Raw genomic sequence first — 26295 nt, forward strand, 5'->3', positions numbered from 1 at the left:
CGTCACGATTAATCCCCAGACGTCCGTCAATGGTAAAGGCGTGGCGGGTCCGGGAGGCAAGAAAACACTCCTCCCGACTGAGTGAAACCTTTACCGGAATACCACCCAGTTTAGAGGTCAGAAAAGCCGCCATAGGCTCTTCCAGTACATCCTGTTTATTGCCAAAACCGCCGCCAATATAAGGTTTAATCACCCGCACGCATGACCAGGGTATACCCAGCGCCTGCCCCACTATCCGACGAACAATTTGTGGAATTTGGGTACTGGAAACGATAGAGATCCGAGAATCATCTTCCATCCAGGCAAATGAAGTAACGTTCTCCATATGACAGTGCTGAACAACCGGTGTCTGGTAGTGTCCTTGAAACTGGAAGTCCGCCTCATCAATGGCCAGCTATACATCTCCGCTTGCCATCTCGGTCTGTTTGAGCAAATTACCACCGGGGTGAATATTAACCGCTCCCTCTGCAAGAGCCGCTTCCGGCGTGGTTATCACGGGCAGCTCTTCCCATTCAACAGTGACCAGCAGTGCCGCTTTTTCGGCGGTTAGTTCATCCCGAGCCACAACAATCGCAACTGCATCGCCATGGTGGCGGACATGGCGGTTCAGTAGAAAACGATCGGCTATATCACGTTTATCTTCATTCAGTGTCCAGGCATGCCCGGCGGTAGCAAAAGGAAAATTAGGCACATCTTCCCAGGTGAATACCGCCAGCACCCCCGGCAGACTTTTCGCCTGTTCATAATTGATGTTAATGGCGTAACCATGGGCAATAGGGCTGCGAACATACTTGGCAAAACACATGCCCGCCATCATATAATCATCAGTATATCGTGCCCGCCCCGTCACTTTCGCGATGGCGTCCACGCGCATACATGACTCACCGGTAGCGGTGGCTTCTCGCGCATCCATAAACGTCCCCCTTGATTTATTTATTCGGTTCCAGAGCAATAGTTAAAACAGGCAAGAATTACGCCAGAAATACAAAGCCATACCGGGGGATTTACGAAATGTGATAAAGATAAAAAATATGGGCAACAACAAGACAGGCAAAGAAAATGAATGTGCGTGCTGCACGTATCATTATGAGTTTAATCAACTCATAATGATACGTACGCAGCAAAAGTGATAGTTTGATCTCGCGCCCCGTGGTGTCTCTTAGCTATTGAAGTCAATACAGCAATAAATATGCCAGTTAACTTTCCCCGTCGAGTAGCGATATGTTTAAGACTGCTCAGTGTTATACTCCAGGTTTTTTACTCTCAAATCACGAAAAAATGATCGATAAAATTCTGGTCAGTGCCTGTCTGATGGGCTTTAAAATCCGTTATAACGCTAGCGAAAAAGCACAGGTAGTCGAAACGCTGGCGCGCTGGCAGCAGGAACAACGCCTGGTAGTTCACTGCCCTGAACTGGCGGCAGGATTGCCGACTCCCAGGCCTCCGGCAGAGATTTTCGCAGCTGATGGCAAAGACGTGATGCAGGAACGTGCCCGGATCATCGAGAACACCGGGCAGGATGTGACCGAGCACTACCAGCTTGCCGCCTGGATGGCTCTGCGTGCGGCACAAGAGTCGGGCTGTACTGCGGCATTATTAACGGACGGTAGCCCGACTTGTGGCAGCCGGTTTATCTACGATGGTTCTTTCACTGGCAAGCAAAAATCAGGTATGGGTGTAGCAGCTGCCCTTCTCACCGAACACGGCATTACTGTCTTTGCCGACAGCCAGCTCGAGGAGCTGATTGCCTGGGTTGCAGAGCGGGAAAATGGAATATCAGGCAGATAAACTGACACCTGAAAGCACTCTTATCGCTCCGGGCAGCTATTCCGGACGTGGTGAATACCTAACTCCTGTTTTCCAAAGAATGCAGTAAATCTGCCAGACGATTATCTAATTCACGCAATTTCTCAGCTGACAATGCGGACAGGATTTGCCTTTCGTTCTCAACATGTTTTTCTACCGCACGATCGATAAGCGTCAGACCTTCATCAGTCAACTGCACCAGCATGCTACGGGCATCCTCGACATTCACCTGGCGAACAATAAAACCTCGGGATTCCAGGCGTTTAAGGCGATGCGTCATGGTTCCCGAAGTCACCATCAGGGTTGAAAACAGTTCGGTTGGCGTCAGGATATAGGGCGCACCAGCCCGGCGTAGTGTCGCCAGCATATCGAACTCCCACACACTCAATCCAAACTCAGCAAAGGTTAACTCAAGCTGCTGCTCCAGAAAGGCTGCACAACGACTAAGCCGACCAATCGGCCCCATCGGGCTACAGTCTAAATCCGGACGCTCGCGTTCCCACTGCGCAAGAATAGTATCTACTGCATCTTGTTGCGGTTTATTTTGAACGTTCATTTATCTTGACTTCAAGTTAATTTATCGACAAGCTTATTTTATCTTGAACTGAAGATAAGTACAAAATTATGCGTAACTCTTTCTCTGCGCCCTACTGGCGTGATGTTCTCCTGACAGCAATCGCCCCCGCTATCTGGGGATCAACTTACATTGTGACAACCCAGTTTCTGCCGCCGGACAGACCTTTTACTGCGGCACTGATTCGTGTTTTACCTGCGGGTATCCTGCTGCTGCTGTTTATCCGCCGTTTGCCTGAACGCCGGGATATTGGACGTCTGATTATTCTCAGTGCGCTCAATATTGGTGTTTTCCAGGCATTGTTATTTGTCGCCGCCTATCGATTGCCCGGAGGGCTGGCCGCAGTACTCGGTGCTATCCAACCGCTGCTGATCATGGTCCTGATTTGGCTTGTTGACAGGCGTCCGCCTAAGCAAATTACCTTATGGGCAGCGCTGGCGGGGGTCGTGGGTATGGCGATGTTACTGCTGTCACCTCAGACCGTATTTGAACCTGTCGGTATTGCTGCCGCCTTACTGGGTGCAATGTGTATGGCATCCGGCGTCTGGCTGACTCGCCGCTGGCAAGTCAAGCTGCCTGTGATGGCGCTAACAGGCTGGCAACTCGTTCTGGGTGGCATCATGCTGGCCCCCGCGGCGTGGTTTTTTGATGCTCCGCTCCCCGTACTGACGGTTCCCCAGTGGGCTGCTTATGCCTATCTCAGCCTGGCAGGGGCATTTGTCGCTTACGCCCTGTGGTTTCGTGGCATTAATTGTCTGCCCGGCGTTGCGGTAGCGTCATTAGGATTACTCAGTCCGTTAACTGCCGTTGCCTTGGGTTGGATAGTGCTTTCCCAGGAGATGAGCGGTATCGCATTTGTTGGACTTTTTATCGTTCTGGCCAGTGTATTAGTGGTACAACGTACCTCAGCGCAAACCAAATAGTACTTCACAACATTAAACAAAGTGGGGAGAAGCAAGCGTGGCCCAACGTAAGGCCGGATGCTGCATCGACCAACAGACTGCCACGCAGCTCATAGCCGACATCGGTAGAATGCGTCATCTTAAGGCGGTGAGCTATCTCCTGACGAGCCAGGGAAAGCAGAGGGTCATTAAGCTGTCTGAAAGTCACGCGTTCATTGTTAAGAAAACGCCAGACGGCCTGAGTGGTGGCAAAAGTGTTTTTTTGCGTGCTGGCAAGATCTTTAATCGCACAGGCAAGTGGTTCAGCGGGAGTCATAAGTTATTTAACCAGCGTCTGATATCGGCGGCTGAGCCGGGCATCAAGCCCGGCGAGAGAGAGGCTTAATTCATGCTATCCATTTATGCCAGATTTTGGCAACTTTGTGTAGATACCTATGCCTAAAAGGACGGGGGTTTACGGCGCTTCCCGATAAAGCTGGCTCAGGAACTCCATCATCGTGCCCATGAATTATGCTTTATTGCTAACTCGCTAAATTTCCCGGTGTTATGTGAACCGGTCATTACGCATAGCATCGATCCTTGCGCTTAATGTGTCACCCGGGAAGGCGCTGCAACGTACTGTTTAATATCAATCGCCTCTTCAAGAGAGGCCTTCCACCCGCGAAGTCCTTTCTTGTCTCAGAGGCGACTGTTAATCTGTGCTCTCAAGCAATAATGCTTACCATTCCTGAACTCAGGCAGCTTTATGAAACAGATAACGATTAGCGATATGCAGCAACAAAGCGCGGCAGCAGCAAGTGCTCCACGTTTACGTGCTCACCGAAATTTTCACCCTGAACTGAGCGACCCGGTACAACGTCTGGCGATTGCCATGGAGCCTGGTACCTATATTCGTCCTCACCGTCATCCTCATACTTTTGAGCTACTGTTACCGCTTAGAGGACGCTTTCTGGTATTAAATTTTGATGACCAGGGCACGGTCACGCAACGCGTGGTACTGGGTGAAGATTGCATGGCGCTGGAAATGGAAGCCGGAACCTGGCATGCGGTACTGTCTCTTGATAACGGTGGCGTGATTTTTGAAGTGAAACACGGGGGCTATCAGCCCGTAGCAGAGCAAGACTCTGCCGCATGGGCTCCCGCTGAAGGGGAAGAAGGCACCACGAAGTTAATGGAGTGGTACGCGCAGGCCCAGGTGGGCGATGGCGGTTTCCGTTTATAGAAAGGGTGACGACGCGAAGCCACTATGACTTCGCGTTCGCCAGCAGTTGCTCAATCGTCGCTCTGGCATTAATCAACGCGCTCAGCCCGCCTTTCAGCCAGACGCCCTTCCCTGCGACTTCCAGTCTGGCTGCATGATCAAACTGATCAAAATCGACCGGATAGACCAATGTCGGAATATTTTGCCGCAAGCAATAATACATAATGCCTGCCCCGCCATGATGAATCACTAAATCGTAATATTGCAGGCAGGTTTCATAGTTTACCCAGGGAAGACGAACGACGTTTTCTGTTTGCTGGTAGCGCATTGACTCAGGAGCCCCCTCAGTAAAATGAAACTGCCAGTCTGGTAAAGTGCGGGCAAGCTGCAGGACAGCATCAGCAACCTCCTCTTTATGCCAGGCCAGATGGGTGCCTAATGTCACCAGGATATATCGCTGCCCCGGAACAAAATGGGGCTTATGGCCGGCGTCTGGTGGGGTATAGAGTGCCGGGCCAATAAACTGCACGCTGGCGGGCCAGCTCCGCGTGAACTCCAGCGATTTATCCCCTAAAGCCAGAATACATTGCGCAGAATAGGCACTTTCCGTTCCGTCAGGTCGATAGAGTCGGGTTATTCCAGTCTGCCTTATAGTGCGATAAAACAACCAGAATATCGTCTGTTTAAACCAGCGTACTTTTTTACGGGCAACGGCATGCCTGAACCGCTGCCAGCGGCTGGTTGCTGGCGTCAATCCCCCGCAATACGCTGGCGGACCATCGTCGGTTTCCAGTACACAAGGAGAAGGTAAACTCGTCCACCAGGGGATATTCCATGTATCAGCGACCTTACCGACGACGGGAAGCGTAAAGTCAGCAATGATCAAGTCAGGGGGCTGCCCCTGTTGGTAGAGTTCATCAAGCTCACGGGCAAAATCGGCCAGTAACCCCACCGCCTGTTTAAACTGGCGGTATAATTTTACCGGGTGACTTTTTACCGCATAGTTCGGATTAGCTATCTCTTGTAAGGGAAGATCAAAATTCCCGGGTAAAGCAATCCCCTGTAGCCCAGCCCCCGTTATACGCGACAATGCCCCCTGCGTACTGATGATCCGTACCTCATACTGAGGTGCCAGCGCCCGCCCCAGTGCAAGAACAGGGTGTAAATGTCCGGAAAAAGGCGGTGCCAGCAGGTCTATCTGTCGGACAGAAGGAGGAATGGATGCCAGTAAAGACTTCATCTTCCGTTTTCCCTGGATTCAATACGCTCTATATAGTCTTCGCAAATCGCCAGAACATCAGGATTCGAGAGATAGTTCATATGTCCGCAGTGTACTTTTAAGTCAACTTTACGGAAGTAAAATCTTGATAGCCAGTCCTGGTGACCCTGAATCAAAATATGTCGGCAGGCCGGCCGCTTTCTGGCCACCGCGCCATAGGCAATAATCGTAGTCGAGGCCATCACTTCAGAAGATAAATCCAGATTATTAAATAACTCTAACCCACAGCTTCCGGCAAGCAGTACCGTCTGCGGTGCCTGAGTCAATAACTCTGTCACGCAACGCTGATAACGCGCCCGAAATTGACGATTACGGGACGTGAAATAGTCACGGCTGTTATAGAAGCTTGCAGTGAGTAAGCCCGGTGACGGAATACCCGTCAACGCCCCGGTTTCGCAGACATATGGAAAATTGAGACTCACCAGCCGGCGCTGTGGCCGAGCCAGCTTACTGATAAATGCTGACTGCAGCGGGCTCAGCTGAGCATGGCCCGGCTGACTGCGTCCGGTGATATACGCTATTTGTAAAGAGACCGGATTCATCGTGAAATAAAATGATTGTTATTGAACACCCGATAACGCCGTGTACGCCAGATAATGGTGCGGTTACATACAGCATGAAGGAGATGTAGCGGTTGCAATAGTTCTGAAATTAGCGACAACAAGGGGCGAGATTGAATATCCGTCGTCAAAGCTTGTTGCACCTTCCGTAGAGCCAGGTGGCGTATCATCAGGCATGCCAGAACCCCCCAGGGATGTGAGACAGCCATCAATAGTACTCCCCATAACAACAGGGGATGCAAACCTTGCAGTAAAAAAATCATCAGTTTGATCTTGAATGATTTCTCCCGCAGTAAGAGTGTGGCAAATAAGAACCAGCGATGCATTTGTTGCCAGTATTTTTTACCACTGGCTAAATCAGTATGCATTTTTACCAGCGCAATACTCTGCGTCAGCCGAATTTGATGTTTATCCAGTAGAGAAGCCAGAGCCAGATCGTCCGTCAAATCATGCTGAATATGGGCGAAACCCTCTACCTTTTCCAGCGTTTGGCGAGTTAGCGCATAGCACATACCATTGATGGTTAACGGTGGAAGATAAGACAACAAAGGCAGATAAGTCAGCGCTGAATTGTCATTCACAAACTGCGCGAGTAGTGCCGCATAACGCTCTTTACTGGCAGCATAATAGGGCAAGGCAGTCACCAAATTATCTGCACCAACTTCGCTGATAAGCCGAGTAAATGCTGCCGGAGAGAGTATCGCATCGTCATCCAGCACCAAAATAATGTTATTACTGGCTTCCTGCCAGGCCCGTTCCAGTTTAAAAGCCTTCGGATTTACGCCCTGCGGCGCAGCCGGACAGGAGATAATATTAATATTTCGCGGCGCCAGCTGCTGCTTTATCTGGTTAACGGTCATCTTTGCGACCGCATCGTCATCATCAATCAGCCAGATAAAATCGGCCTGTTCAAGCGCCATAACATTTTCCTTTAAAGTGGCCCCCAGTGTCGGATCACCACTTAAAATAGGCTGTAAAATCGTTACCCGTTGCGATAATGGCTGGGCGGCAGACCACTTTTCTTTGCGGATAATTCCCAACGTTAATACAACTTTTAACAGTAATATCCCCAGCCAGCTAGCAACAAGGATCAACATTGATTTTGCTCCAGGTAATATTGAATGAATCTGTCCAGCCCGTCTGACAAGGTACAAGAAGGCGGACCGAAGTCCGCGAGCGCTGCGCGCACATCGAGTGTTTTTGAATAACCAAAGACACCAACACCAAAACGGGTTATCGGCGGCATTTTTTTTATGCCCAGTAATCGATATCCCCCCTCAATCAGCCGGGCAATCAGCATCAATTGTTTCACTGATATCTGCCTTTTTGGCGCAGGCAGATTAAAACGCTCAAGCACCTCTTGCAGGAAGCGATTTATTTCAACCGGCTCGGCGTTAGAAAGGTTGTACACCCTTCTTAACTTCGGCAATGTCGCCGCTTGCAGGAGATAATCGCACAGTGTTTCAACCGGCATAATATCCCCCTGAGCGGGCATATCCGGTGACGTTAATATCGGTAGTTGCTTGTTACGCGCAGCCTTAAGGAGTGGCGGAAATAGCAGGTTATCACCGACGCCAAAAACCGCGCAGGGACGTAATATCGTCTTCTTTCCCTGATAAGCTTGCACCCTCTTTTCACCCTCATATTTACTGCGGGCATATTCATTGGCGAAATCCGGGCCGGGAGTATGTTGTTCTGTAAGGCCAAGCTGATGCTGGTAGCGGTAATAAACGGCTGCTGTAGAGAGGTAGATCAGTCGTGGATGACCTCGCTTTCGGCAAAAATGAATAACCTGTTCAGTCGTCAGGACATTATCGCGCCAGTACTCTGCACGGCTTCCCCATGGCCCCGCTTTACCTGCGGCATGAATCACCACATCCGGAGCAAAATCCAGGGTGTCTAAATCAGCTAAATCAAGCTGAAAATAACGCATACCCGTGAGGGATTTTGGGCGTGGGCGTCTTCCGACACCCAGCAATTCGAGATTATTATGTCCGGCAAAACGACGCAGAAAAGCCTGACCAATAAAGCCCGATGCGCCTGTTATGACGATGTTTATCATGGAGGGGAAATATCCTCAAGCTGCTGCGGATTAACGCCCATCTGTTTCAGAAACTGTTGTTGTAACTGTAACAACTCCGTCAGACTTATCTTTTGGTAGTCAATATTAAAACGCGTCGCTATCTGTGTAATCAACTGACTTAATGCCGGATAATGGCGATGATGCCAGTTGGGAAAGAGATGATGCGTCAGATGTAAATTAGCGCCCCCCAGCCAGTAGCCCAGCCAGGCCGGTCGTGCTTGCCAGTCGAAGGTGGTCGTGAAAACATGCTGATACCAGCTATGCGGCATATTTCCCGCAGCCGGCGGCTCAAAGAAATGTGATTTTGCCCAATGGGTACCAACAATCAACATCACAAACAGTAACGATGACACCATCTGGGATAACAAGTAGATAATCAATAAGGTGGAGAAACTGAACTCAGCAGACAACACATAAGCGGGGATAACCAGAGCCAGCAAAAAATGCAGACTTTTACTGATAAGAAAAACAGTCCAGCCCTTCAGACCCCGCATCGCCATTTTCGCTGTTACTCTGGTCTGTCCGGCCCTGTCAAGCCAGTCCACCAGCCAGATATACCAAGGGAAAGTAAAAGCAGCAATAAACGGCCAGTACCAGTGCTGAAGACGCATAAAAGGCTTCCAGCGCTGAAAAGGTGTCTGACGTAACAGACCATTCTCATCAATATCCGGATCATAGCCCGCAATGTTGGTATGCGTATGATGAAAAAGAACATGCCGTACTCGCCAACAGTCGGGATCCAGCCCCAGCGGAATCGACACGACTCGCCCAACAACAGCATTAACCCAGCCAGAGCGAAAGAAAGCATTATGGGAGGTATCGTGAACCACGTTAATCACCAGCAACATGGCGCTAAAAATAAATCCCAGATACCAGCAAGACAGTGCTATTACAGAGTGTTGTTGCAGGCTTATCCCGTAACAAGTCAGGCAAATCCCGACCAAAAAAATCAGTTTGCCGATAGCCCATTTATCAGCAAATCGGCTGTCCTGACGTCTACGCAGATACTGCTGTGCCGCCTGCATCATCGCTTTATGCAACGCTAAGTCGTCTTTCTGATAAGCCAGCGGGCGTAAGGGAGGCCTGCTCATTATTCAGTTTCCTTTACGGGAGGCTGCCCCATTTGCCACAAAAATCTGCGCTGTCTAACCAAGAGTTCATGATAACTGATACAGCGGTAATCCATGCCATAACGCGTCGCCAGCTCACCAATAATTTCGGCAAGTGCCGGATAATGTCGGTGATTGAGCTGCGGAAAAAGATGATGGGTTAAATGATAATTAAGCCCACCAGTAAGATGATGAAGCCAGCGCGGTGAAGTGACCCAATCACAGGCGGTAGCAAAATTATGGTGATACCAGCCATGGGGCATCTGCTTATTTTCGGGAGCCTCGAAGAACTCGGCCTCAGCCCAGTGCGTGCCGAGTAATAAAAAGACCACCATCAGGGAGGCACACATCTGACTGACGAAATAAATCAGGATAACAGCCCACGGCGCAATACCGTGCTGTAGCCCCACAAGCACAGGGATCACCAGCACCAGAAACAGATGAGCGACTTTACTGCCAATAAAAAGCACCCAACCCTGTTTACCGCGTAATAATTTCTCTTGCCGGAGCGGCGTTTTGTTCAGCCTGTCCCGCCAGTCAAAAACCCAGGTTATCCATGGCAGTGATAACGCCGCAATCAGTGGCCAGTAAAGATGCTGATAGCGCATATGGCTGCGCCATTGCTGAAAAGGAGACTGGCGAAAAATACCATTCTCTTCGGTATCTAAATCGTAAATTTCAATATTGGCATAATGATGATGGAATATAACATGCCGTGCCCGCCAGTAATCAGGATCCACCCCCAAAGGTAATGTCACCAGTCGGCCAATAAAACGATTAATAACGGGATGACGGCTGAAGGTATTATGGGAAGCATCATGGTTGACATTCACATTCAATAACATCGCCATCATGACAAAAATAAAATAACTGCTGGCAAATAACCACAGCGGGGTACTGCCAAGCATAATGCCATAGCACAGCACGGACAGCACAAGAAGCAGTAACGCTTTCCCCCACTGCCAGCCATCAGCATAGGCATGATCATGCCCCAGATATTCTCGTACTGCCTGCTGGAGATGTTGGTGAAAAGCCTGCTCATTTTCACGAGGATAGTGCAAAGGATCAAGTGTATCAGACATCAACAATTCCTCTTCGTCCCCAGCCACACAATACGCTGAGACTATGGAGTATCAGTGCTGATAATGTGACCAGCCAAAAGCCCTCGTTCCAGCCCAGTCCCACCACCAGTAAGCCCCACAGCATTAGCGTGAGCAAAAACCAGCTCAATACCCCCCAGCGCTGTCCCTGGGAAATCCCTCCCAGAGCAACCGACCCAAAAGCGAGCAGAATAAATAGTGCAATCTGAGCGAGAGTGACATCCTGATAGCCGTAACCATAGAGCTGAATATACCCCAGCACTAAAGAAAATAGCAGCAGCGCCCCACTGACCAGCATCCACGCCGAGGCATAAAACTGCCGTTTTGCGCCCTGGCCTGTCCCTCCTTTATGCCACAAACGCCAGAAGGGAAGATTACTGGCAATAAAAGGATTATTGCCCGGCTGTTGGCCTTTGACACCATAATGATAAGATTCGGTGGGTGCGACTTTGAAGGTGCCAAAAAGCTTGTCCCAGAAAATAAAGCTGCCGCCATAATTACTATCAGAGTAAGCGCGATCATTAATATGGTGAACCCGATGATGTGTCGGGGTGACAAAAATGTTTTCCAGCCAGCCCAGGTTCGGCTTCACTGATATATGGTTAAAAAACTGCACCGTGTAGTGCAATATTGACACACTCAAAAATACCGTGAGCGGTACCCCAAGCCATGCGAGAACAATAAAGAAAGGAATCGATGTTAATGAAGAATACCAGGAGTTACGTACCCCCAGCGATAAATTATAGTGATGCCCCTGATGGTGGACGACGTGTACCGCCCATAAAATAGCCAGTCGATGGTGCAGTCGGTGTAGCCAGTAAAAACCAAAATCCCAGGCAATAATAGCAAAACACCAGACCCAGACAGGTGAGACTTCAGCAAACAGATTGAGGCTGAAGTGACTGAGCACCAGGCTATAACAGAGAACCTCAAGACCACGAAATAGCCAGAGCATAATATGCCCTGAGTTAAGGTTGAAAATAACATCATGCCAGTCAACTGTTTGCTGGCGGGTAAATCTCAGTAACAAGGCCTCACCCAGCACAAATAACAACATTAGAATGACAGGAACAATTAATTCACTCATCAGGCGTCTCCTTCTGCCGATTGATTATCCAGCTCACCAGCATACCCGCTCCTAATGCCAGTACGACTCCACCGACCAGGTCGATAAACAGATGACGTTTTAACTGCAAAACAGAAAACGCTATCACGCTCCCCCAAAATATAAACGCCAGGGTCAACAAATACTGCCGGGACTTGGCTATCGCCCATACTGCCAGAAGCGTCAGAGCAACATGCAACGAGGGAAAGCAATTTTGCGCCGAGTCGACGGAAATTAATTGTTTCAATAGCACAGACGTAATGCCCTGCCCGGTGTCCGGCGGAGTAACAAGGGTCGTTGGCCAGAGTAAATAAATCAGCCCTGCCCCTAAGGCAGTGAGTTGCATTGAGCGGGCAAGCCAGCGCACTGCTGTTAAAGGTGCCAGAAAATAGCCCGCAGGAATAATCAGAAAGAAAGACAAATAGGCCCAGATAGCCGATGCTGAAAAGGGTATCTTATTATCAATCCAGGATGGCGTTATTATCTGTCCCGCACCTTGTAAATCATCACTAAAGTGATAAATAACACCGACAAATCCCCACCCCAGCAGTAGCTGCCATGCACGATAAAATCCGTTATTCATAAACTGACCTTACGAATAATGCGCCGCCGCTTGCTATCAAATTGCGCAATGACATTGGCACTTTCCAGCTGCCAGTGCAGTATTTGTGTATCGATACCTTGCTTATCCAGCATTGCGATCAGCGCCTGTTTACTGGTTTCCAGGGCTTCGAGGGAACAATCAGCAAGCAGGTGCAAGGTTTCAGAGTCCTGCTGAGTCAGGCGGTAATCCGCATTGACAGGCAATGAAATAGCCAGCACACGACTACAAAGATCGGCAAAAACAGTCTGCGGCTGCCCGTTAATGTCCGCAAGTATGAGCTGATCGTCCCAGCGTCCCTCAATATGGTGAATAGCCCGAGCCGGGTTACCACAAGGACACGCCTCTTCCCTGATAACCAGTACATCATCCAGCCGATAACGGACAATAGGTTGTGTTTCCCGGGTAAAATCGGTAATGACCGGTGTAAAACGCTGCTTATCCAGCCACTGAGGCTCAATATGCAGAAACTCTTCGTTAAGGTGCAAAGTACCATAGCGACAGGTCGCAGCTAAAAATCCTTCAGTAGCCTGATAAACCTCACCTACCACGCCGAAGACTTCTGTCAGTAACAGGCGATCCTGGTGCTCCAAAACTTCCGCAACAGAAATAACCTTTTTGACCTGTAAGCGGACTTCATTCCGCTGTACGCTCAAAGCCAGTTCACGCAGTACCTGGGCCGGAGCAACAATAATCGTCGGAGCCTGTTGTTCTAACACGGGTAAATGGGAAGAAAAAGACTGAAATAAATCATAGTAAGCGAGGCTCAGCCAGCGATTATTCACGCTCTGGTAGAGGTTATTATTGGCACGTAAAAATAACGCCACACGCTCCCCGGCAAACAAACCATCAGGCAGCATTTTAGCCAGCATGCCTCCCGCCCACAGTTGCTGTTCTTCCGGGCTCACAACAAATAATCCCCGCTGACCGGAAGTACCCGAGGATAATCCAACGCTGAATCTCCCGACCTGACGTGAGAAATCGCGATCTTTCTCGCTTTGCAGTGCGATATCGAGTAGTGGCTGGCTACGAAGATGTTGCGTATTCATCTGGTCAAAATGTTTCATCATCAGAGATTTGTCCATTAACGGCCAAGCCGCCATTGGCATATCCTGATAGCGACTAAACCATGGACTTTTCGCCAGCACCCGGCGAGTAAAGCATTTTAGCTGTCGCTGCTGATAACGCTCCAAAGCCTCACGACTGGTGAAACGTTGACGTCGAATACGAAAATAGTGCCACAAGGTGCGGAGTAATGCGGTCATAAATCCCCCTCATGGCAGAGACGGATCTGGCATTTCCCGCCTAACCAGAGCTGGTTAAGCTGAGCCAAGGTCTGGTAGTAAGCGACCGGATCATCCATCACTAAATTTGCCATACGTGAGGGGCCACGCAGCGTTTGATAGCTGACCGGTGACCAGGCCGCATCACTGGCCAGCAATACCCAGCCCTCATCTGTTTCAATAAAGGCACCCCAGTGCCCGGCAGCATGACCGGGTAATGGCACCAGTAAAATTTGCCCCTGGCTGCCAGGTAATTCGTACCCCTGAGCAAACGGCATCAATTCCGGGGCCAAGGCAACCTGCGTGAATCCCTCAAAAAACGCTAATGCCGTTTCGAAAGTTTCAGGGATCAGTCCGGGAATAAAGGCCTGTTTTAATGCAGCAATGCCACGCAGATTGCGCGTTTTTTGCCATCCTTCCCCGGAACACATAAACCGAAGAGAGGAGAAATCACGGAGTCCGGCAACATGGTCAGCATGAAAATGAGAGAGGATAATGCCGTCAATATCCTCCTCCAGATAACCTTGCTCCCGGAGCTGAGCGACCAGTGATTCTTGTGGGTCAAAATACACCGGTGTCACCTGACGATAGAGCCAGAATAATCCTGAGCGGGTGTAATCCTTAAACCAGTTAGCATAACCCGTATCCCACAACCAGCGCTTATCTCCCACTTCCAGCAAATACGCCCGGGCAGGAAATTTACAGACCCGAAAGCCGGCGCCTTTCAAAGCCATACAGCCTGGGTGAGTACAGTATCCCACTTCAAAAGTGGTTATTTTAGCCACGACGTCTTACTCCCTGACTGAGGTACGTAACCAGTCTCCGGTACGCACGATACTCTCTTCGAGCGAATAAAGCGGACGATAACCCAGCTCATTAATCGCTCGTTGCGAATCGAGGGTCATATCAAAATAGACCGCACCTACACTATAGCGAGTAAGCATGGGCTCTTTATCGGTTATTTTCGCTGCCAACTCCATCCCCGCGGCAACCATAGATAACAATCGATAAGGCACCGATTGCAACCTGACACCATAACCGAGTTGCTGATTCAAAATAGCTTCAACCATCTCAGCCAGCCGCTGCGGCTGCTGATTAGTGATGTTATATATCGCGCCAGAAGGCAGATGCTGCTGCGTGGTTGCCAGTGACATGGCATGCACGACATTCAGAACGAAGGTTAAGTCAAGCTGCGCCCTGCCCCCGCCCGGCAAGCGCAGTACATTATTTTTACCGCGAATATTCGCTAACAACCGCGGAATAATCACCCGATCATGTGGGCCAAATAACCCACGTGGTCGCAAAATAATATACTGGGTATCAGGATAGAGTTCGATGGGCTGCAGCAGCACCTGCTCAGCCGCATACTTACTGTAAGCATAATGGTTTGAAAAACGCCTGGCGCGGTAGGTTTCTGGCAAATTATGATGATGCCGGAAGTCAAAATAAACCGCCGGAGAAGAGATATGAATAAAGCGTCTGACGCCTTCACGTCCGGCAACCCTGGCAAGTTTCTCGGTCACCACCACATTGGTCTGGAAAAAGTCCTCTGCCGTTCCCCAGGGAGAGGACTTAGCCGCACAATGCCAGACGGCATCGCAACCAGCGACCAGCGACAGAAAGGTATCATCTGAACACTGAGTTAAATCCAGGGAAATAAAGGTCGCGCCGATCGCCTGTAGTTCTGCACCTGCCAGAGGGTCACGTCCTGTTGCAACAACGTTATGTCCTTGCTCCAGTAACCATTGTGTCGCATTACGCCCTAATCCACTGGTTGCGCCAGTCACCAGAATTTTCATGGCAGGATCACCATACCCGCGAGCGTCAGTCCTGCAGCAGTCCCCATCAGCATCACAGGTTTTCCGGGATTAACACGCCCGGTAATCATCGCTTCATGCAAGGCAAAAGGCAGTGATGCCGCCACCTGATTGCCGTGATAACGATAAATATCAACCAGGATCTCATTCGGCACATGAAGGCGTTTGCGTATATGTTCCAACGCTAAGTGGCTGGCCTGATGAGGAACAACGGTAGCAATATCCTGGAGCGTTAGCTGACATTGCGCGAGCAAACGTTGAAAATATTCCTCAATAATCGAGGAGGCATGGCGGAATAAGGCTTTAGCCTGCATATGAAATAAGAAATCTTGATCGTTCATGCCAGCCCGAGGATTACAGCGAGTTCCTCCCGCACGAATTTCACAAAGTTCACTGCCGGAGGGATACATTTCAACCAAGCTACCCAACACCCGGCTACGCCCATCCCCGCGTTCAACGATGGCACAAGCCGCACCGTCTCCAAAAATCAAAGACGACTCTTCATGGTTCCAGTCTATCCCGCGTGAGGCGATATCCGCGCTGACAATAGCAATGCGCTGATAACTACCGGAATTCAGGAGTCCGGTCGCCACTTGTAGAGCAGAAATAAAGCTCACGCAACTGCTGTTAATGTCAAAACCTGCAGTACCCGGCGCCAGGCCTGCCGATTTCAGGATATGGACTGCGGTACAGGGAAGAGCCTGATAGGAGATAGCCGAGGCTGAAATCAAGAGATCAATGGAGTCTGGATCAATAGCATGACGTTCCAGCGCATTATGCAGAGCAGCGGCAGCCAAATCAGCCTGGCTCGCGCTATGGCTGGCGTGAAAACGGTATTCAATACCTGAACGCTGTTCTACATACCCCGCTGCTTTACCCAATTTTTTATCGAGTGTCGCGGACTCCACCTTGCCCGGGGGCAATGCGGTACCAGTGGCTATGATGCTCAAAGCCTGCGAAGAATGCGAATGAAAAGGAGTCGACATAGGCGGAAAGAGAACCTTGGTTAGAATAGCCATGATGAGTATTCTATTTTTCCCCCCCTTAGGTTGTCTATTCGTTTGGTGATGCCATTTATCATTCAGGATAATCCCTGGAGAGAACATCTCTCCTCCAGCCTGAAATCCTTCCTGATGACGAGTTTCAGCTTCAGAATGTCGCGGGGTGCTGCCACCATTTGTAGCGAGTGGATGTACTTTGCTGACCATAAATCTGAGGGAACAAAACTCAGCGACCTGCCGGGGATTCATCAATAAAAATGGGTAAATGTGGAAATCGAGTAGGAGACGGAATCACTCCACCAGGGGATCGCCCACCGTGTCATAGACAAAATCACTGGTCGCATCCATCGTGCAGCTCCCGTTTTCAAAGGTCATGCTGACAAACAGCGGTGCAGTGCTAGTGTGAACCTTATTCAGATTACCCGTATCGGGTGATCCTGCATTGACTACCTGCTCATAAAACGGTGTACCCGAAGGCAGATAAAAATGGATATCACCGTCAACCCTGTCTGTCCTGCCATCTGTGGCCGGTTTTTCTTGACCGCTACACTATCAGGAGAGGGAAAGATAGAAGGAACGTGAGCTACTGGCGGAAAGACAACCTCAGAAGGAAAAAGATTGGTTTCAAGGGTTACAGCCTAGACTATTAAGAATAATCACCATTTTCTTACTCATGAAACAAAAATATGAGCAGGAGGTACCGGTAAATATAAGCCACGCTATTAATATGGGATTGTTTTGAAGGGTAAACTGATGTAAAATAATTTTGTAGTTTTGTAATCAAAATCCTAAAAAACCCATATAAATCAGAGATAAAAATGTCTAAATTATTAAAAATTATCGTAGTAGGTTCTGTTCTCGCGACTCTAACTGCATGTACTGGTCGTATCGAAAACCAGAAAAAAAATTGCAGCTATGATTATCTTCTACATCCATCGATCTCTATTTCTAAAGTTATCGGTGGCTGTGGCCCTGTAGCTGACGTTAAATAAGATATTCGAGTAGTTTATATCTGGTAATTTGCTGTACAAATAGATATTTACCCGGTCGTGATGCACGATTTTCTGATAGGGTATGCTCTGCAATGAAGTATAGCTTTAATCGAAAAGCATCCGATTCAGTTCAGCAATTTCTTATCATAATAGAGGTTTAAAACGGAAAACCGTCTTAAACCTCTATTTTTACAGAATCCCCATATTTCTTGACTGCTGACTGCATAACCGGTTCAGGTGTCGCCGGCAATTTTGACTCGATCAGCAACAGGCATGTTTGAGCTCTTCGTTGCGCTTATCCTTCTCTTCCTTCTCTGTATAGCAAATCTGGTTGAGCCTTCACATTGCTACTCAGTCAGGTGTTACTGTCGGGCTTTTTGCTGTTCAGCAGTTCCTGACCTCTGATTTCCGAATCTGACCATATCGTATTATCCCGTGGCAGCTCATTCAGTCGGGCCAATGCCCCCAGCAGGGCAGCGGTATCATCTTTTTTCTGTTTTTCGCTTTTATTCATGCCCGTTTATCTTCGGGGTTTAAAGCCTAATGGAACGGAAACGTACGTTAAGAACGTAACCATATGGTTTTAAGTCTATAGATCACGTGGCAGCATCGGACAGATTTACGTTGGTTTGATGACTGGATTTTTAACACTCAGAATGCTGAAAGCAGCATGGTTACTGATTTCAACGAAAATAATATATCGTGATCTATTCTGTCGAAGAACTTCTCCAGAACCATGTCGACCACCCGGTGTTTACCGCTGTGCATGTAGGCTTGTGTCTGACGCACCGCCTTTCATGCGTTACGTCCCGGACGGAAGCCATAACTGGAGTTTGAGAAGGTCGGATCGACGACAGGGCTCAGTTTCTGCGCTATCGCCTGTTGAATGAATCTGTCTGTCACCGTGTCGATTGTCAGCGGCACTTCCACTTTCGTTCGCCCACTGACCGCCGTGTCGATTTCAGCACCACTAAGCTGCTCTCACGAATTCTGTTCGTCAGACCCGCATTTGCTTTCGGCTTCCTTCAGATTTCACCTCGCAGTGAACACTCTTGCCGTTCAGCTAACACTTCCCTTGCCGGGTGTGTAGAGGACTTTCACCTTCAAGTCCTCTGCTACCAAACAGACAGCGCCCATCAAGGCACTACGCGCCATGCTCGGCGCACAACAAAAAACCCCAAGTTATTAACTAACTTGGGGTTTATGTTTGGCGGAAGCGTAGAGATTCGAACTCTAGAACCCTTTCGGGTCGCCGGTTTTCAAGACCGGTGCCTTCAACCACTCGGCCACACTTCCATAATACTTTTTTACTGCATAACAGTCGCTTTTCAGCCACTGCTTAAATGTTGGCGGAAGCGTAGAGATTCGAACTCTAGAACCCTTTCGGGTCGCCGGTTTTCAAGACCGGTGCCTTCAACCGCTCGGCCACACTTCCAACGAGGCGAACTATAAACATAGCGATTCCTCATGTAAAGCACCATTTTATCTAATCGCCTTAAATTTAGCCGTTTTTGTGTTGTTTGGTTGAAAGTGCAACAATGTGGTGAGGTTTACAACACATCTCATCTTCGCCATGCGCCCTTTCTTATATTATTCCGATAGCGATTATTATGTTCAGACAACGTTAAAAACGGATAAAAATAGCTTTTAGCAAAGTTTGGCATCGCCTTCTTTCTCTGTCTGGCAGAATTCAGTCAATCATCACTTCATTTTACTTATCAGGCTTACCAATAAAGATATATTTTTCAAAAAACTACCCTGAGATTTTATCTGAGGATGATTTGAGAGCCACAACAGGTAAAGATGGGTAAAAAGGCTTTTTTGCAATAAAGCAGGGCATTATGCTCATCTACTATAAAACACCTGCAAAAGAGAGAGTTTAACAATGGATCGCATTATTACCTCCTCGAATGACCGCACGTCATTGTTGAGTACGCACAAGGTTCTGCGTAATACCTATTTTCTACTTAGTCTGACTCTGGCATTCTCAGCCCTGGTTGCGACCGCCAGCACCTTATTACAATTACCTTCACCGGGACTGATTCTGACTCTGGTCGGTATGTATGGTCTGATGTTTCTGACCTACCGTCTGGCAGACAAACCATCAGGCCTGATTGCCACCTTCGCCTTTACCGGTTTCCTGGGGTATATCCTTGGTCCTATTCTGAATAGCTATCTGTCCGCAGGAATGGGCGATGTCATCGGAATGGCGCTGGCCGGTACCGCACTGGTCTTCGTTGGTTGCTCAGCTTATGTCCTGACGACCCGCAAAGACATGTCCTTCCTCGGTGGTATGCTGATGGCAGGTGTGGTTGTGGTTCTGGTCGCTATGGTGGCCAATATCTTCTTACAGCTGACAGCGTTGCATCTGGCCATTAGTTCAGTCTTTATTCTGATATCTTCTGGTGCCATTTTGTATGAAACCAGCAACATCATTCGTGGTGGAGAGACTAACTATGTGCGCGCAACCGTGAGCCTGTATGTCTCTATTTACAATATTTTCATCAGCCTGTTGAGTCTTCTCGGATTCGCCAGCAAGGATTAATCACTAGCAGCATTTGCTGATAAGCGTGATCAGACTGCACCCTAAAGGTTGCCGCAGGCAACTGAGTAAGGTGCAGTTTTTTATGGCGCCTGAAATTTGTTACACTGCTGGCGTTCTCATAAAAATAACGAGTCATTATGCTGATTTTTGAAGGGCAGGAAATTGCCACCGACGCCGATGGTTATCTGAAGCACAGCCAGCAATGGAGCGAAGCTTTAGCTGAAGCGATTGCTACCCAGGAAGGGATAGTCCTTGCAGCTGAGCACTGGGAAGTGGTGCATTTTGTGCGTAACTTTTATCTGGAGTTTAATACCTCTCCGGCTATTCGTATGCTGGTTAAAGCTATGGCCAGTAAGTTTGGTGAAGAAAAAGGCAATAGCCGTTACCTCTATCGCCTGTTTCCAAAAGGTCCGGCAAAACAGGCAACCAAAATTGCCGGTTTACCCAAACCGGTGAAGTGTATTTAATAGCGAACCTTAAACTCAGTCCAGCGCTCTTCGGGTTGGTGAGCGGCTGAAAAAACATTATCAACTCGTGCTCCCCGTGGTCCTCCGGCATTCAGCCAGTTAAGCAACTTTTCAAGCTGGTCTGGAGAGCCACAAGCGAGGACTTCCACACTGCCATCATCCAGATTGCGTGCATAACCTGTTAACGCCAGTTGCTGTGCCTCCCGCCAGACACTGTAACGAAATCCTACGCCCTGTACTCTGCCATATACTCGATATTTAACACATTGCGGTTGAGATCCTGTCATGACATTGCCTCCACTCGATTCACCGGCGATAGATGTTATCCCGCGCTGTTTAATGATTGCCTTGGGTAGGTGTGTTAACCTACGCGCCATTTTATTTTAATAGCATCAGGCTGGTTTATAATCCAGCTCGCATCCCTGTTTGTCAGAGGTTTCTTTGCATGACTGAGTCGACTGTTAATCATTATCCCCGTTTAGTGCTAGCCAAAGGACGCGAAAAATCATTGTTGCGTCGTCATCCCTGGGTCTTCTCAGGTGCAGTCGCCCGTATAGAAGGTAACGTCAATCTGGGTGAAACCATTGATATTGTTGATGCCCATGGGAAATGGCTTGCCCGGGCAGCTTATTCCCCCGCCTCACAAATTTGTGCGCGAGTCTGGAGTTTTGACCGTAACGAGATAATCGATACAGAATTCTTTATCCGTCGCCTGGAACAAGCACAACAGTGGCGTGACTGGCTTGCTGCGCGCGATGGTTTAGACAGCTATCGTCTCATCGCCGGTGAGTCAGATGGCCTGCCCGGCATCACTATCGACCGTTTTTCTCATTTTCTGGTATTACAATTGCTTTCTGCTGGTGCAGACTATCAGCGTCCACAGTTGGTTGCAGCACTGCAAAAACTGTATCCGGACTGTTCTGTTTATGAAAGGTCTGACGTCGCAGTGCGCAAAAAAGAGGGACTGCCACTGACACAAGGCACCATTAGCGGCGAACTACCGCCCGCTCTGCTCGCGATAGAAGAGCATGGTATGAAACTACTGGTTGATATCCAGCAGGGGCATAAAACAGGCTACTATCTTGATCAGCGTGATAGTCGTTTTGCCACCCGTGGCTATGTCAAAAATAAACGCGTACTGAACTGTTTTTCTTATACCGGTGGATTTGCTGTCTCGGCGTTAATGGGTGACTGTCGCGAAGTTGTCAGCGTCGATACTTCACAAGAAGCACTGGATATCGCCAAACAAAATGTCGAGCTTAACCAGCTTGACCTCAGCAAAGCCGAGTTTCTGCGCGATGATGTCTTCAAATTGTTGCGTAAGTATCGCGATAGCGGCGAAAAATTCGATGTCATCATCATGGATCCACCGAAATTTGTTGAAAATAAAAATCAGTTGTCCGGCGCATGCCGTGGATATAAAGATATCAATATGCTGGCATGTCAGCTTCTGAATCCGGGAGGCATTTTAATGACCTTCTCGTGCTCAGGATTAATGACAACAGACTTATTCCAAAAAATCGTTGCTGATGCTGCGCTGGATGCCGGCCGGGAATTGCAGTTTATTGAACAGTTTCGTCAGGCTGCCGACCATCCGGTCATTGCAAGTTATCCCGAAGGATTGTATCTGAAAGGATTTGCTTGTCGCGTCATTTGACTTGAAAAATGGAAAGGATGCCATACATCTATAACAATATGATGTTTCTGGAGGTGAAAATGATTGCCGCTAAATTTGGGATTGGTCAGCAAGTCAGGCATGCTTTACTGGGCTATTTAGGTGTGGTGGTCGATATTGACCCAGAGTACGGGCTGAGTGAGACCCACGAAGATTATCTGGCAATCAATAGCTCGCTGCGAAACACCCCCTGGTATCATGTTGTAATGGAGAACGATGACGGGATGACCGTGCATACTTATCTCGCCGAAGCGCAGCTGAGCGGTGAAGGTGAGCAGGAACATCCAGAGCAAACATCACTTGATGAACTGGCAGCCTCAATACGCAAGAGGTTACAAACTCCATGTCTGCGTAACTGAAAATCTCCTCCAGGAATAAGAGATTCAGGTCAACGAGCCTGAATCTCTGCATCATTCAGTGCAAATAACGTCTGCGCACAACATATAATGACGCTATTTAGCCAGCCCCAGACGCGGTATTTCTATTGCCGGGCAATGGTCCATAACCACATTCAGCCCCGCCTCTTTAGCCAGCTGCGCTGCCTGTTCATTAATCACACCAATTTGCAGCCACAGTGTTTTCGACTTAATCGCAATCGCCTCTTGTGCCACACCCAAAGCCGCCTCTGAGTTACGGAAAACATCAACCATATCGACTTGCTGCGGAATGTCGGCAAGAGTCGCATAGACCTGTTGCCCTAATAAGGTCTGCCCGGCAAGTTTGGGTGACACGGGGATCACCTCGTATCCCTGCTGGAGTAAATAGTTCATAACCTCATAAGAAGGACGATTCGTTTTCTCACTGGCTCCCACCAAAGCAATGGTGCGTGTCGTGCGCAGGATCTCTTCAATACTCAAGTTACTCATCATGCCTCCTTGAAATGGCAAAATACACCGTCTATTGGTTAAGCTTCGCTCAGTCTCTACAGGCCACTCGAATCATTTAGTGTATATCATACACTTCAGGGCGCTTTTTTAATTTCTTTCTCTTGCAGCATCAATCTCTTCCAGTAATCTATCTAATATTCAAATCAATCAGGAAAAAATCATGCATCTGACCACCCGTACCCTTTCAGAAAAAAAACATGTTGCCTTGGTTGCCCATGATCACTGTAAAAGTGCGTTATTGGCTTGGGTAGAGCGTCATAAATCAGTTCTTGAAAATCATACCTTGTATGCCACTGGCACGACCGGCAACTTAATTCAACGAGCATCGGGTCTGGAGGTCAATGCAATGATGAGCGGCCCGATGGGTGGCGACCAACAGGTTGGAGCCATGATCGCTGAAGGTAAAATTGATGTCCTGATTTTCCTCTGGGACCCACTGAATGCGGTTCCTCATGATCCTGACGTTAAGGCGTTACTGCGTCTGGCAACCGTCTGGAATATCCCGGTTGCCACTAACCTGTCGACAGCTGACTTTATTATTCATTCGCCTGGGTTTAATCGCCCGGTTGAAATTCAGATCCCGGACTATCAGCGTTATCTGACGGACCGTCTGTAAGTTTCAAGGGCGATTAAGTACCGGCACGCCAAGTCGTTTTAATCCCTCAACAAATGAGGAAGGTTGTTGTTTATTGAATAATAACCAAACACGCTGGCGTGCCCGGGTTAAAGCGACATAAAGTAAACGACGTTCTTCTGCATCGGGAAAATCTTCAGGTTGAGGTAATAATACTTGCTCAAAAACGGACTCTCTCGCCTCGGCAGGGAATCCCTCTTTTCCTGCTTGTAAGCCGAGAACAATCACGTAATCAGCTTCCTGTCCTTTACTGGCATGGATAGTCATAAAGTCGATATTGAGTTTTGGCCAGCGCGTCGCCGCATTATTCAGACAGTCAGGATATAAATATCGATAACGCGCAAGAATCAAAATGCGCTGTTCAGGTAAAGCATAACCACTTAACTTGTCGAGCAGGCTTTCAAGCTTATCGTCCACCAACAGATTGACAGATTGTTTATCTCCCTTGACCAGGCTATTGAGTGCTTTCTTTTGTTGCCAGGGGTTCTGTTGTACCCACTGATTAGCAATCTCACCAATACGGCTATTAAAGCGGTAGGTGGTATCCAGCATACAGGTCTCAGCTGCATTAAAATGCTGAACAAACTCGCTAGTCAGTGCAGTTTGCGCGCCGGCAAATCGATAGATAGCCTGCCAGTCATCTCCTACAGCATACAGCGAGGTATGACTATTTTGCTTACGTAATGCACTCAGTAATGCTGCTCGTTGCGGAGAGATATCCTGAAATTCGTCCACCAGAATATGTTTCCACGGGCTGACAAATCGCCCCTTATCCAGAATATTTTGAGCCTGATGAATTAATCCCGAAAAATCAATTTCACCGGCATTTCGCAGCGTCGTTTTCCAGCATTTGAGTAAGGGGGCCATCAACTTAATACCACGGGTAAAACGCGGCTTTAATTCCTCGCTGGCAGTGGCGATCATTTCGGCTTGAGACCCCCCTTGCATCCGAATCAGTGATAACCAGCTATCCAGTTTTCCTGCCAGACGAGTGATTAACTTTTTATCCTGCCAGTACTCCCCTTCCGGAACGGACCAATTTAACTCATCCTCCAACCACTGACGCCAGCCTTTTGCCATCGCTTTTTTTTCACGGCACTGCTGCTGCCAGCAGTCTATTAACAGTTGCTGACGCGCGGCAGTATCCCCTTCAAGCTCACTGACTTGCGGTACTTTTTTACTTCCCTCAGAAATAATATGTAAAGCGAGTGCATGAAAGGTTTTTACGCTCAGAGAGTCCGTATTGAGTCTGTCGGCCAGTCGCTGTTCCATTTCCAAAGCGGCCTTACGCCCGAATGCCAGCATGAGGATCTGCTCTTGCGCGACTTCGGCTTGCTGTAATAACCAGCCAACCCGGGCAACCAAAACGGATGTTTTACCGCTTCCTGCCCCCGCAAGCACCAGCAGTGAATCTTCGTCGTTTACGACCGCTTGCGCCTGGGCCGGATTTAGCGGCGCGCTTTCTATATGCTCAAAAAATGCCGCATACTGCTCACGCATCTGACGAGTGTAAGTCTCATTGCATTGCTGACGAAACGCATCGCCTTGATCAAGGAGTTGCTGACAGAGACTTAAGGCCTCACGGCAACAAGCAAACTCAGTCAGACGAACAATAGGGAGCGGCATGGCTGCAAATGTCTGACGAACTTCCTGCTGTAATGCCAGCAACTCCCGACGTTTAAGCCATTTCTCCTGGCTGTTCAGCCGCTGTATATTATCCTGTTGTTTACTAAGAACATCGGCGGCGACATGACTCATCTCTTCACTCCAGCTTTGCCAGATATGATTGAGATGAGTAAAAAATCGACGTGTTTCCTGCCATTCAGTACCATGCAAACGCACGACCTTGTTATCTGGCAGGACAAATTCCAGCTCCCCCCAGACTAAACCTCGCTTACAGTTTATTTTAACTAACTGATTGAAAGGTATTAGATATTCATGACTATCGCCTTTAACTTCAACTCCCGCGGGTAACAATTTCACCCGATTATATGGGTGCTGTGCTAAATGTTTACCCAGGGAGGTTGCTCTAAGTTCCATGATTTGTCTTATCCTGAATAATGGGGGGGTACTGAGTCAGTTTAACCACTGATGAGGTAACGCTCCAGGGTAAAACGCGCTAATATTATTGTGTTTTTTATATCATTAATAATTCAAGTCATAGTCCTGCACGTATCGGCAGCTTAAAGTATGACGTGTCAGGTTATACCAACAGGGAGGAATTATGCGTACGATTCTTAATGTATTGAATTTTGTATTGGGTGGTTTTGCAACAACACTAGGCTGGTTATTTGCCACGCTGATCAGCATGCTGCTGATCATAACCTTACCGCTGACACGTTCCTGCTGGGAAATTACGAAATTGTCGTTTGTTCCTTACGGTAACGAAGCCATTCATGTCGATGAGCTGTATCCGGAAGATAAAAGTGCTATAGCCAATACGGGGGGTACCGTACTGAATATTGTGTGGTTCGTTCTGTTTGGCTGGTGGCTGTGTATTATGCATATTTGCGTCGGTATCACACAGTGTATCTCTCTGATAGGTATTCCTGTTGGCCTGGCAAATTTTAAAATCGCCGCCATTGCTCTCTGGCCTGTCGGACGCCGTGTCGTCCCTGTCGAAGTTGCTCAGGCTGCACGTATTGCTAACGCCCGGAATCGATTTTACTAAGGT

At 48.5% G+C, this 26295-nt stretch carries 29 protein-coding genes, 2 tRNA genes and 1 pseudogene; 10 read left to right on the forward strand and 22 right to left on the reverse strand.

Going from position 1 to position 26295, the window contains the following annotated elements; translation table 11 throughout:
* Position 1 precedes the first annotated feature (1 nt).
* Positions 2–913: pseudogene (locus Q1A40_RS02345) on the reverse strand (molybdopterin cofactor-binding domain-containing protein); the annotation flags it as partial.
* Positions 914–1278: 365 nt separating this feature from the next.
* On the opposite strand from Q1A40_RS02345, the gene Q1A40_RS02350 reads away from it, so the two are divergent.
* Positions 1279–1788, forward strand: coding sequence for a DUF523 domain-containing protein (locus tag Q1A40_RS02350; protein WP_299997242.1), 510 nt, complete (start codon positions 1279–1281; stop codon positions 1786–1788).
* Between the two features lie 58 nt (positions 1789–1846).
* Here Q1A40_RS02350 and Q1A40_RS02355 read toward each other — a convergent pair whose 3' ends face one another.
* Positions 1847–2362, reverse strand: a complete 516-nt coding sequence (locus tag Q1A40_RS02355) for a MarR family winged helix-turn-helix transcriptional regulator (RefSeq protein WP_299997245.1) — start codon at positions 2360–2362, stop codon at positions 1847–1849.
* Between the two features lie 68 nt (positions 2363–2430).
* On the opposite strand from Q1A40_RS02355, the gene Q1A40_RS02360 reads away from it, so the two are divergent.
* Positions 2431–3303, forward strand: coding sequence for an EamA family transporter (locus Q1A40_RS02360; protein WP_299997248.1), 873 nt, complete (start codon positions 2431–2433; stop codon positions 3301–3303).
* Between the two features lie 4 nt (positions 3304–3307).
* Here Q1A40_RS02360 and Q1A40_RS02365 read toward each other — a convergent pair whose 3' ends face one another.
* A complete protein-coding gene (locus Q1A40_RS02365; protein ID WP_299997250.1) occupies positions 3308–3598 on the reverse strand; it encodes a hypothetical protein in 291 nt (96 codons plus the stop codon).
* 429 nt (positions 3599–4027) lie between these two features.
* On the opposite strand from Q1A40_RS02365, the gene Q1A40_RS02370 reads away from it, so the two are divergent.
* Complete coding sequence (locus tag Q1A40_RS02370) at positions 4028–4504, forward strand: WbuC family cupin fold metalloprotein (protein WP_299997253.1); 477 nt, start codon at positions 4028–4030, stop codon at positions 4502–4504.
* Positions 4505–4526: 22 nt separating this feature from the next.
* Here Q1A40_RS02370 and Q1A40_RS02375 read toward each other — a convergent pair whose 3' ends face one another.
* From Q1A40_RS02375 to Q1A40_RS02430, 12 genes are read right to left on the reverse strand one after another with little or no spacing between them, the layout of a single operon-like run.
* Positions 4527–5723 carry a glycosyltransferase gene (locus Q1A40_RS02375; RefSeq protein WP_299997256.1) on the reverse strand — a complete coding sequence of 399 codons (1197 nt, stop codon included), beginning with the start codon at positions 5721–5723 and terminating at the stop codon, positions 4527–4529.
* Positions 5720–6304: a hypothetical protein gene (locus tag Q1A40_RS02380; RefSeq protein ID WP_299997258.1), complete on the reverse strand. Its 585-nt coding sequence runs from the start codon at positions 6302–6304 to the stop codon at positions 5720–5722. Before Q1A40_RS02380 ends, Q1A40_RS02375 begins: the two co-directional genes overlap by 4 nt.
* Positions 6301–7419, reverse strand: coding sequence for a glycosyltransferase family 2 protein (locus Q1A40_RS02385; RefSeq protein ID WP_299997261.1), 1119 nt, complete (start codon positions 7417–7419; stop codon positions 6301–6303). The genes Q1A40_RS02380 and Q1A40_RS02385 overlap by 4 nt, the downstream gene beginning before the upstream one ends.
* A complete protein-coding gene (locus Q1A40_RS02390) occupies positions 7413–8384 on the reverse strand; it encodes an NAD(P)-dependent oxidoreductase (protein ID WP_299997264.1) in 972 nt (323 codons plus the stop codon). The genes Q1A40_RS02385 and Q1A40_RS02390 overlap by 7 nt, the downstream gene beginning before the upstream one ends.
* Positions 8381–9496: an acyl-CoA desaturase gene (locus Q1A40_RS02395; RefSeq protein WP_299997267.1), complete on the reverse strand. Its 1116-nt coding sequence runs from the start codon at positions 9494–9496 to the stop codon at positions 8381–8383. Before Q1A40_RS02395 ends, Q1A40_RS02390 begins: the two co-directional genes overlap by 4 nt.
* On the reverse strand, positions 9496–10596 hold the full coding sequence (locus Q1A40_RS02400) for an acyl-CoA desaturase (protein ID WP_299997270.1): 1101 nt from the start codon (positions 10594–10596) through the stop codon (positions 9496–9498). Before Q1A40_RS02400 ends, Q1A40_RS02395 begins: the two co-directional genes overlap by 1 nt.
* Positions 10589–11701: a sterol desaturase family protein gene (locus Q1A40_RS02405; RefSeq protein WP_299997273.1), complete on the reverse strand. Its 1113-nt coding sequence runs from the start codon at positions 11699–11701 to the stop codon at positions 10589–10591. The genes Q1A40_RS02400 and Q1A40_RS02405 overlap by 8 nt, the downstream gene beginning before the upstream one ends.
* Complete coding sequence (locus Q1A40_RS02410; RefSeq protein WP_299997275.1) at positions 11694–12302, reverse strand: phosphatase PAP2 family protein; 609 nt, start codon at positions 12300–12302, stop codon at positions 11694–11696. The genes Q1A40_RS02405 and Q1A40_RS02410 overlap by 8 nt, the downstream gene beginning before the upstream one ends.
* The gene (locus Q1A40_RS02415) at positions 12299–13585 is read right to left on the reverse strand and encodes a F390 synthetase-related protein (protein ID WP_299997277.1); all 1287 of its coding nucleotides are present in this window, start codon (positions 13583–13585) and stop codon (positions 12299–12301) included. Before Q1A40_RS02415 ends, Q1A40_RS02410 begins: the two co-directional genes overlap by 4 nt.
* A complete protein-coding gene (locus Q1A40_RS02420; RefSeq protein WP_299997279.1) occupies positions 13582–14388 on the reverse strand; it encodes an MBL fold metallo-hydrolase in 807 nt (268 codons plus the stop codon). The genes Q1A40_RS02415 and Q1A40_RS02420 overlap by 4 nt, the downstream gene beginning before the upstream one ends.
* A gap of 6 nt (positions 14389–14394) precedes the next feature.
* Positions 14395–15402 (reverse strand): NAD(P)-dependent oxidoreductase, encoded by a 1008-nt coding sequence (locus Q1A40_RS02425; protein ID WP_299997281.1) that lies wholly within the window; start codon positions 15400–15402, stop codon positions 14395–14397.
* Entirely contained in the window at positions 15399–16406 is a 1008-nt protein-coding gene (locus tag Q1A40_RS02430) for a 3-oxoacyl-[acyl-carrier-protein] synthase III C-terminal domain-containing protein (RefSeq protein ID WP_299997283.1), read from the reverse strand. The genes Q1A40_RS02425 and Q1A40_RS02430 overlap by 4 nt, the downstream gene beginning before the upstream one ends.
* A gap of 833 nt (positions 16407–17239) precedes the next feature.
* Here Q1A40_RS02430 and Q1A40_RS02435 point away from each other — a divergent pair.
* Complete coding sequence (locus tag Q1A40_RS02435; RefSeq protein ID WP_299997286.1) at positions 17240–17413, forward strand: YhfL family protein; 174 nt, start codon at positions 17240–17242, stop codon at positions 17411–17413.
* Positions 17414–17768: 355 nt separating this feature from the next.
* Here the strand turns inward: Q1A40_RS02435 and Q1A40_RS02440 are convergent, their stop codons facing one another.
* The 4 genes from Q1A40_RS02440 to Q1A40_RS02455 form a co-directional block, all read right to left on the reverse strand.
* Positions 17769–17927: a hypothetical protein gene (locus Q1A40_RS02440; protein WP_299997288.1), complete on the reverse strand. Its 159-nt coding sequence runs from the start codon at positions 17925–17927 to the stop codon at positions 17769–17771.
* Between the two features lie 281 nt (positions 17928–18208).
* The gene (locus tag Q1A40_RS23150) at positions 18209–18337 is read right to left on the reverse strand and encodes a hypothetical protein (protein WP_367275723.1); all 129 of its coding nucleotides are present in this window, start codon (positions 18335–18337) and stop codon (positions 18209–18211) included.
* Between the two features lie 284 nt (positions 18338–18621).
* Positions 18622–18709: transfer RNA gene (locus tag Q1A40_RS02450), tRNA-Ser, on the reverse strand.
* A 51-nt stretch (positions 18710–18760) separates the two neighbouring features.
* A tRNA-Ser gene (locus tag Q1A40_RS02455) sits at positions 18761–18848 on the reverse strand.
* 450 nt (positions 18849–19298) lie between these two features.
* Here Q1A40_RS02455 and yccA point away from each other — a divergent pair.
* Both yccA and tusE read left to right on the forward strand, forming a co-directional pair.
* Positions 19299–19958 carry an FtsH protease modulator YccA gene (gene yccA, locus Q1A40_RS02460; protein ID WP_299997291.1) on the forward strand — a complete coding sequence of 220 codons (660 nt, stop codon included), beginning with the start codon at positions 19299–19301 and terminating at the stop codon, positions 19956–19958.
* Between the two features lie 137 nt (positions 19959–20095).
* Positions 20096–20425, forward strand: a complete 330-nt coding sequence (gene tusE / locus Q1A40_RS02465) for a sulfurtransferase TusE (protein WP_299997294.1) — start codon at positions 20096–20098, stop codon at positions 20423–20425.
* Here the strand turns inward: tusE and yccX are convergent.
* Entirely contained in the window at positions 20422–20712 is a 291-nt protein-coding gene (gene yccX, locus Q1A40_RS02470; RefSeq protein WP_299997297.1) for an acylphosphatase, read from the reverse strand. The genes tusE and yccX overlap by 4 nt on opposite strands.
* A 158-nt stretch (positions 20713–20870) precedes the next feature.
* Between yccX and rlmI the strand changes: the two genes are divergently transcribed.
* Complete coding sequence (gene rlmI, locus Q1A40_RS02475) at positions 20871–22082, forward strand: 23S rRNA (cytosine(1962)-C(5))-methyltransferase RlmI (RefSeq protein ID WP_299997300.1); 1212 nt, start codon at positions 20871–20873, stop codon at positions 22080–22082.
* A gap of 59 nt (positions 22083–22141) precedes the next feature.
* Positions 22142–22459, forward strand: a complete 318-nt coding sequence (gene hspQ / locus Q1A40_RS02480; RefSeq protein WP_299997303.1) for a heat shock protein HspQ — start codon at positions 22142–22144, stop codon at positions 22457–22459.
* A gap of 93 nt (positions 22460–22552) precedes the next feature.
* On the opposite strand, the gene Q1A40_RS02485 is transcribed toward hspQ, so the two are convergent.
* Positions 22553–22966, reverse strand: coding sequence for a CoA-binding protein (locus Q1A40_RS02485; protein WP_299997892.1), 414 nt, complete (start codon positions 22964–22966; stop codon positions 22553–22555).
* 181 nt (positions 22967–23147) lie between these two features.
* Between Q1A40_RS02485 and mgsA the strand changes: the two genes are divergently transcribed.
* Positions 23148–23603 (forward strand): methylglyoxal synthase, encoded by a 456-nt coding sequence (gene mgsA / locus Q1A40_RS02490; RefSeq protein ID WP_299997306.1) that lies wholly within the window; start codon positions 23148–23150, stop codon positions 23601–23603.
* A 3-nt stretch (positions 23604–23606) separates the two neighbouring features.
* Here mgsA and helD read toward each other — a convergent pair whose 3' ends face one another.
* A complete protein-coding gene (gene helD, locus Q1A40_RS02495) occupies positions 23607–25661 on the reverse strand; it encodes a DNA helicase IV (protein WP_299997309.1) in 2055 nt (684 codons plus the stop codon).
* A 184-nt stretch (positions 25662–25845) separates the two neighbouring features.
* On the opposite strand from helD, the gene Q1A40_RS02500 reads away from it, so the two are divergent.
* Positions 25846–26292, forward strand: coding sequence for a YccF domain-containing protein (locus Q1A40_RS02500; RefSeq protein WP_299997312.1), 447 nt, complete (start codon positions 25846–25848; stop codon positions 26290–26292).
* Positions 26293–26295 lie beyond the last annotated feature (3 nt).

The organism is uncultured Cedecea sp. (genome assembly GCF_947498825.1).
Lineage (GTDB): Bacteria > Pseudomonadota > Gammaproteobacteria > Enterobacterales > Enterobacteriaceae > JGM124.

What these genes read in the sequence shown, in the direction of transcription:
- tusE (WP_299997294.1), top strand. Translation starts at nt 20,096, where the DNA reads ATGCTGATTTTTGAAGGGCAGGAAATTGCCACCGACGCCGATGGTTAT.
- Q1A40_RS02500 (WP_299997312.1), top strand. Translation starts at nt 25,846, where the DNA reads ATGCGTACGATTCTTAATGTATTGAATTTTGTATTGGGTGGTTTTGCA.
- Q1A40_RS02360 (WP_299997248.1), top strand. Translation starts at nt 2,431, where the DNA reads ATGCGTAACTCTTTCTCTGCGCCCTACTGGCGTGATGTTCTCCTGACA.
- Q1A40_RS02405 (WP_299997273.1), bottom strand. Translation starts at nt 11,701, where the DNA reads ATGAGTGAATTAATTGTTCCTGTCATTCTAATGTTGTTATTTGTGCTG.
- Q1A40_RS02380 (WP_299997258.1), bottom strand. Translation starts at nt 6,304, where the DNA reads ATGAATCCGGTCTCTTTACAAATAGCGTATATCACCGGACGCAGTCAG.
- Q1A40_RS02355 (WP_299997245.1), bottom strand. Translation starts at nt 2,362, where the DNA reads ATGAACGTTCAAAATAAACCGCAACAAGATGCAGTAGATACTATTCTT.
- Q1A40_RS02385 (WP_299997261.1), bottom strand. Translation starts at nt 7,419, where the DNA reads ATGTTGATCCTTGTTGCTAGCTGGCTGGGGATATTACTGTTAAAAGTT.
- Q1A40_RS02350 (WP_299997242.1), top strand. Translation starts at nt 1,279, where the DNA reads ATGATCGATAAAATTCTGGTCAGTGCCTGTCTGATGGGCTTTAAAATC.
- hspQ (WP_299997303.1), top strand. Translation starts at nt 22,142, where the DNA reads ATGATTGCCGCTAAATTTGGGATTGGTCAGCAAGTCAGGCATGCTTTA.
- Q1A40_RS02425 (WP_299997281.1), bottom strand. Translation starts at nt 15,402, where the DNA reads ATGAAAATTCTGGTGACTGGCGCAACCAGTGGATTAGGGCGTAATGCG.
- Q1A40_RS02435 (WP_299997286.1), top strand. Translation starts at nt 17,240, where the DNA reads ATGTCTAAATTATTAAAAATTATCGTAGTAGGTTCTGTTCTCGCGACT.
- Q1A40_RS02440 (WP_299997288.1), bottom strand. Translation starts at nt 17,927, where the DNA reads ATGAATAAAAGCGAAAAACAGAAAAAAGATGATACCGCTGCCCTGCTG.
- Q1A40_RS02430 (WP_299997283.1), bottom strand. Translation starts at nt 16,406, where the DNA reads ATGTCGACTCCTTTTCATTCGCATTCTTCGCAGGCTTTGAGCATCATA.
- Q1A40_RS02370 (WP_299997253.1), top strand. Translation starts at nt 4,028, where the DNA reads ATGAAACAGATAACGATTAGCGATATGCAGCAACAAAGCGCGGCAGCA.
- helD (WP_299997309.1), bottom strand. Translation starts at nt 25,661, where the DNA reads ATGGAACTTAGAGCAACCTCCCTGGGTAAACATTTAGCACAGCACCCA.
- Q1A40_RS02415 (WP_299997277.1), bottom strand. Translation starts at nt 13,585, where the DNA reads ATGACCGCATTACTCCGCACCTTGTGGCACTATTTTCGTATTCGACGT.
- Q1A40_RS02365 (WP_299997250.1), bottom strand. Translation starts at nt 3,598, where the DNA reads ATGACTCCCGCTGAACCACTTGCCTGTGCGATTAAAGATCTTGCCAGC.
- rlmI (WP_299997300.1), top strand. Translation starts at nt 20,871, where the DNA reads ATGACTGAGTCGACTGTTAATCATTATCCCCGTTTAGTGCTAGCCAAA.
- Q1A40_RS02485 (WP_299997892.1), bottom strand. Translation starts at nt 22,966, where the DNA reads ATGAGTAACTTGAGTATTGAAGAGATCCTGCGCACGACACGCACCATT.
- yccX (WP_299997297.1), bottom strand. Translation starts at nt 20,712, where the DNA reads ATGACAGGATCTCAACCGCAATGTGTTAAATATCGAGTATATGGCAGA.
- Q1A40_RS02395 (WP_299997267.1), bottom strand. Translation starts at nt 9,496, where the DNA reads ATGAGCAGGCCTCCCTTACGCCCGCTGGCTTATCAGAAAGACGACTTA.
- Q1A40_RS02410 (WP_299997275.1), bottom strand. Translation starts at nt 12,302, where the DNA reads ATGAATAACGGATTTTATCGTGCATGGCAGCTACTGCTGGGGTGGGGA.
- Q1A40_RS02400 (WP_299997270.1), bottom strand. Translation starts at nt 10,596, where the DNA reads ATGTCTGATACACTTGATCCTTTGCACTATCCTCGTGAAAATGAGCAG.
- yccA (WP_299997291.1), top strand. Translation starts at nt 19,299, where the DNA reads ATGGATCGCATTATTACCTCCTCGAATGACCGCACGTCATTGTTGAGT.
- Q1A40_RS02375 (WP_299997256.1), bottom strand. Translation starts at nt 5,723, where the DNA reads ATGAAGTCTTTACTGGCATCCATTCCTCCTTCTGTCCGACAGATAGAC.
- mgsA (WP_299997306.1), top strand. Translation starts at nt 23,148, where the DNA reads ATGCATCTGACCACCCGTACCCTTTCAGAAAAAAAACATGTTGCCTTG.
- Q1A40_RS02390 (WP_299997264.1), bottom strand. Translation starts at nt 8,384, where the DNA reads ATGATAAACATCGTCATAACAGGCGCATCGGGCTTTATTGGTCAGGCT.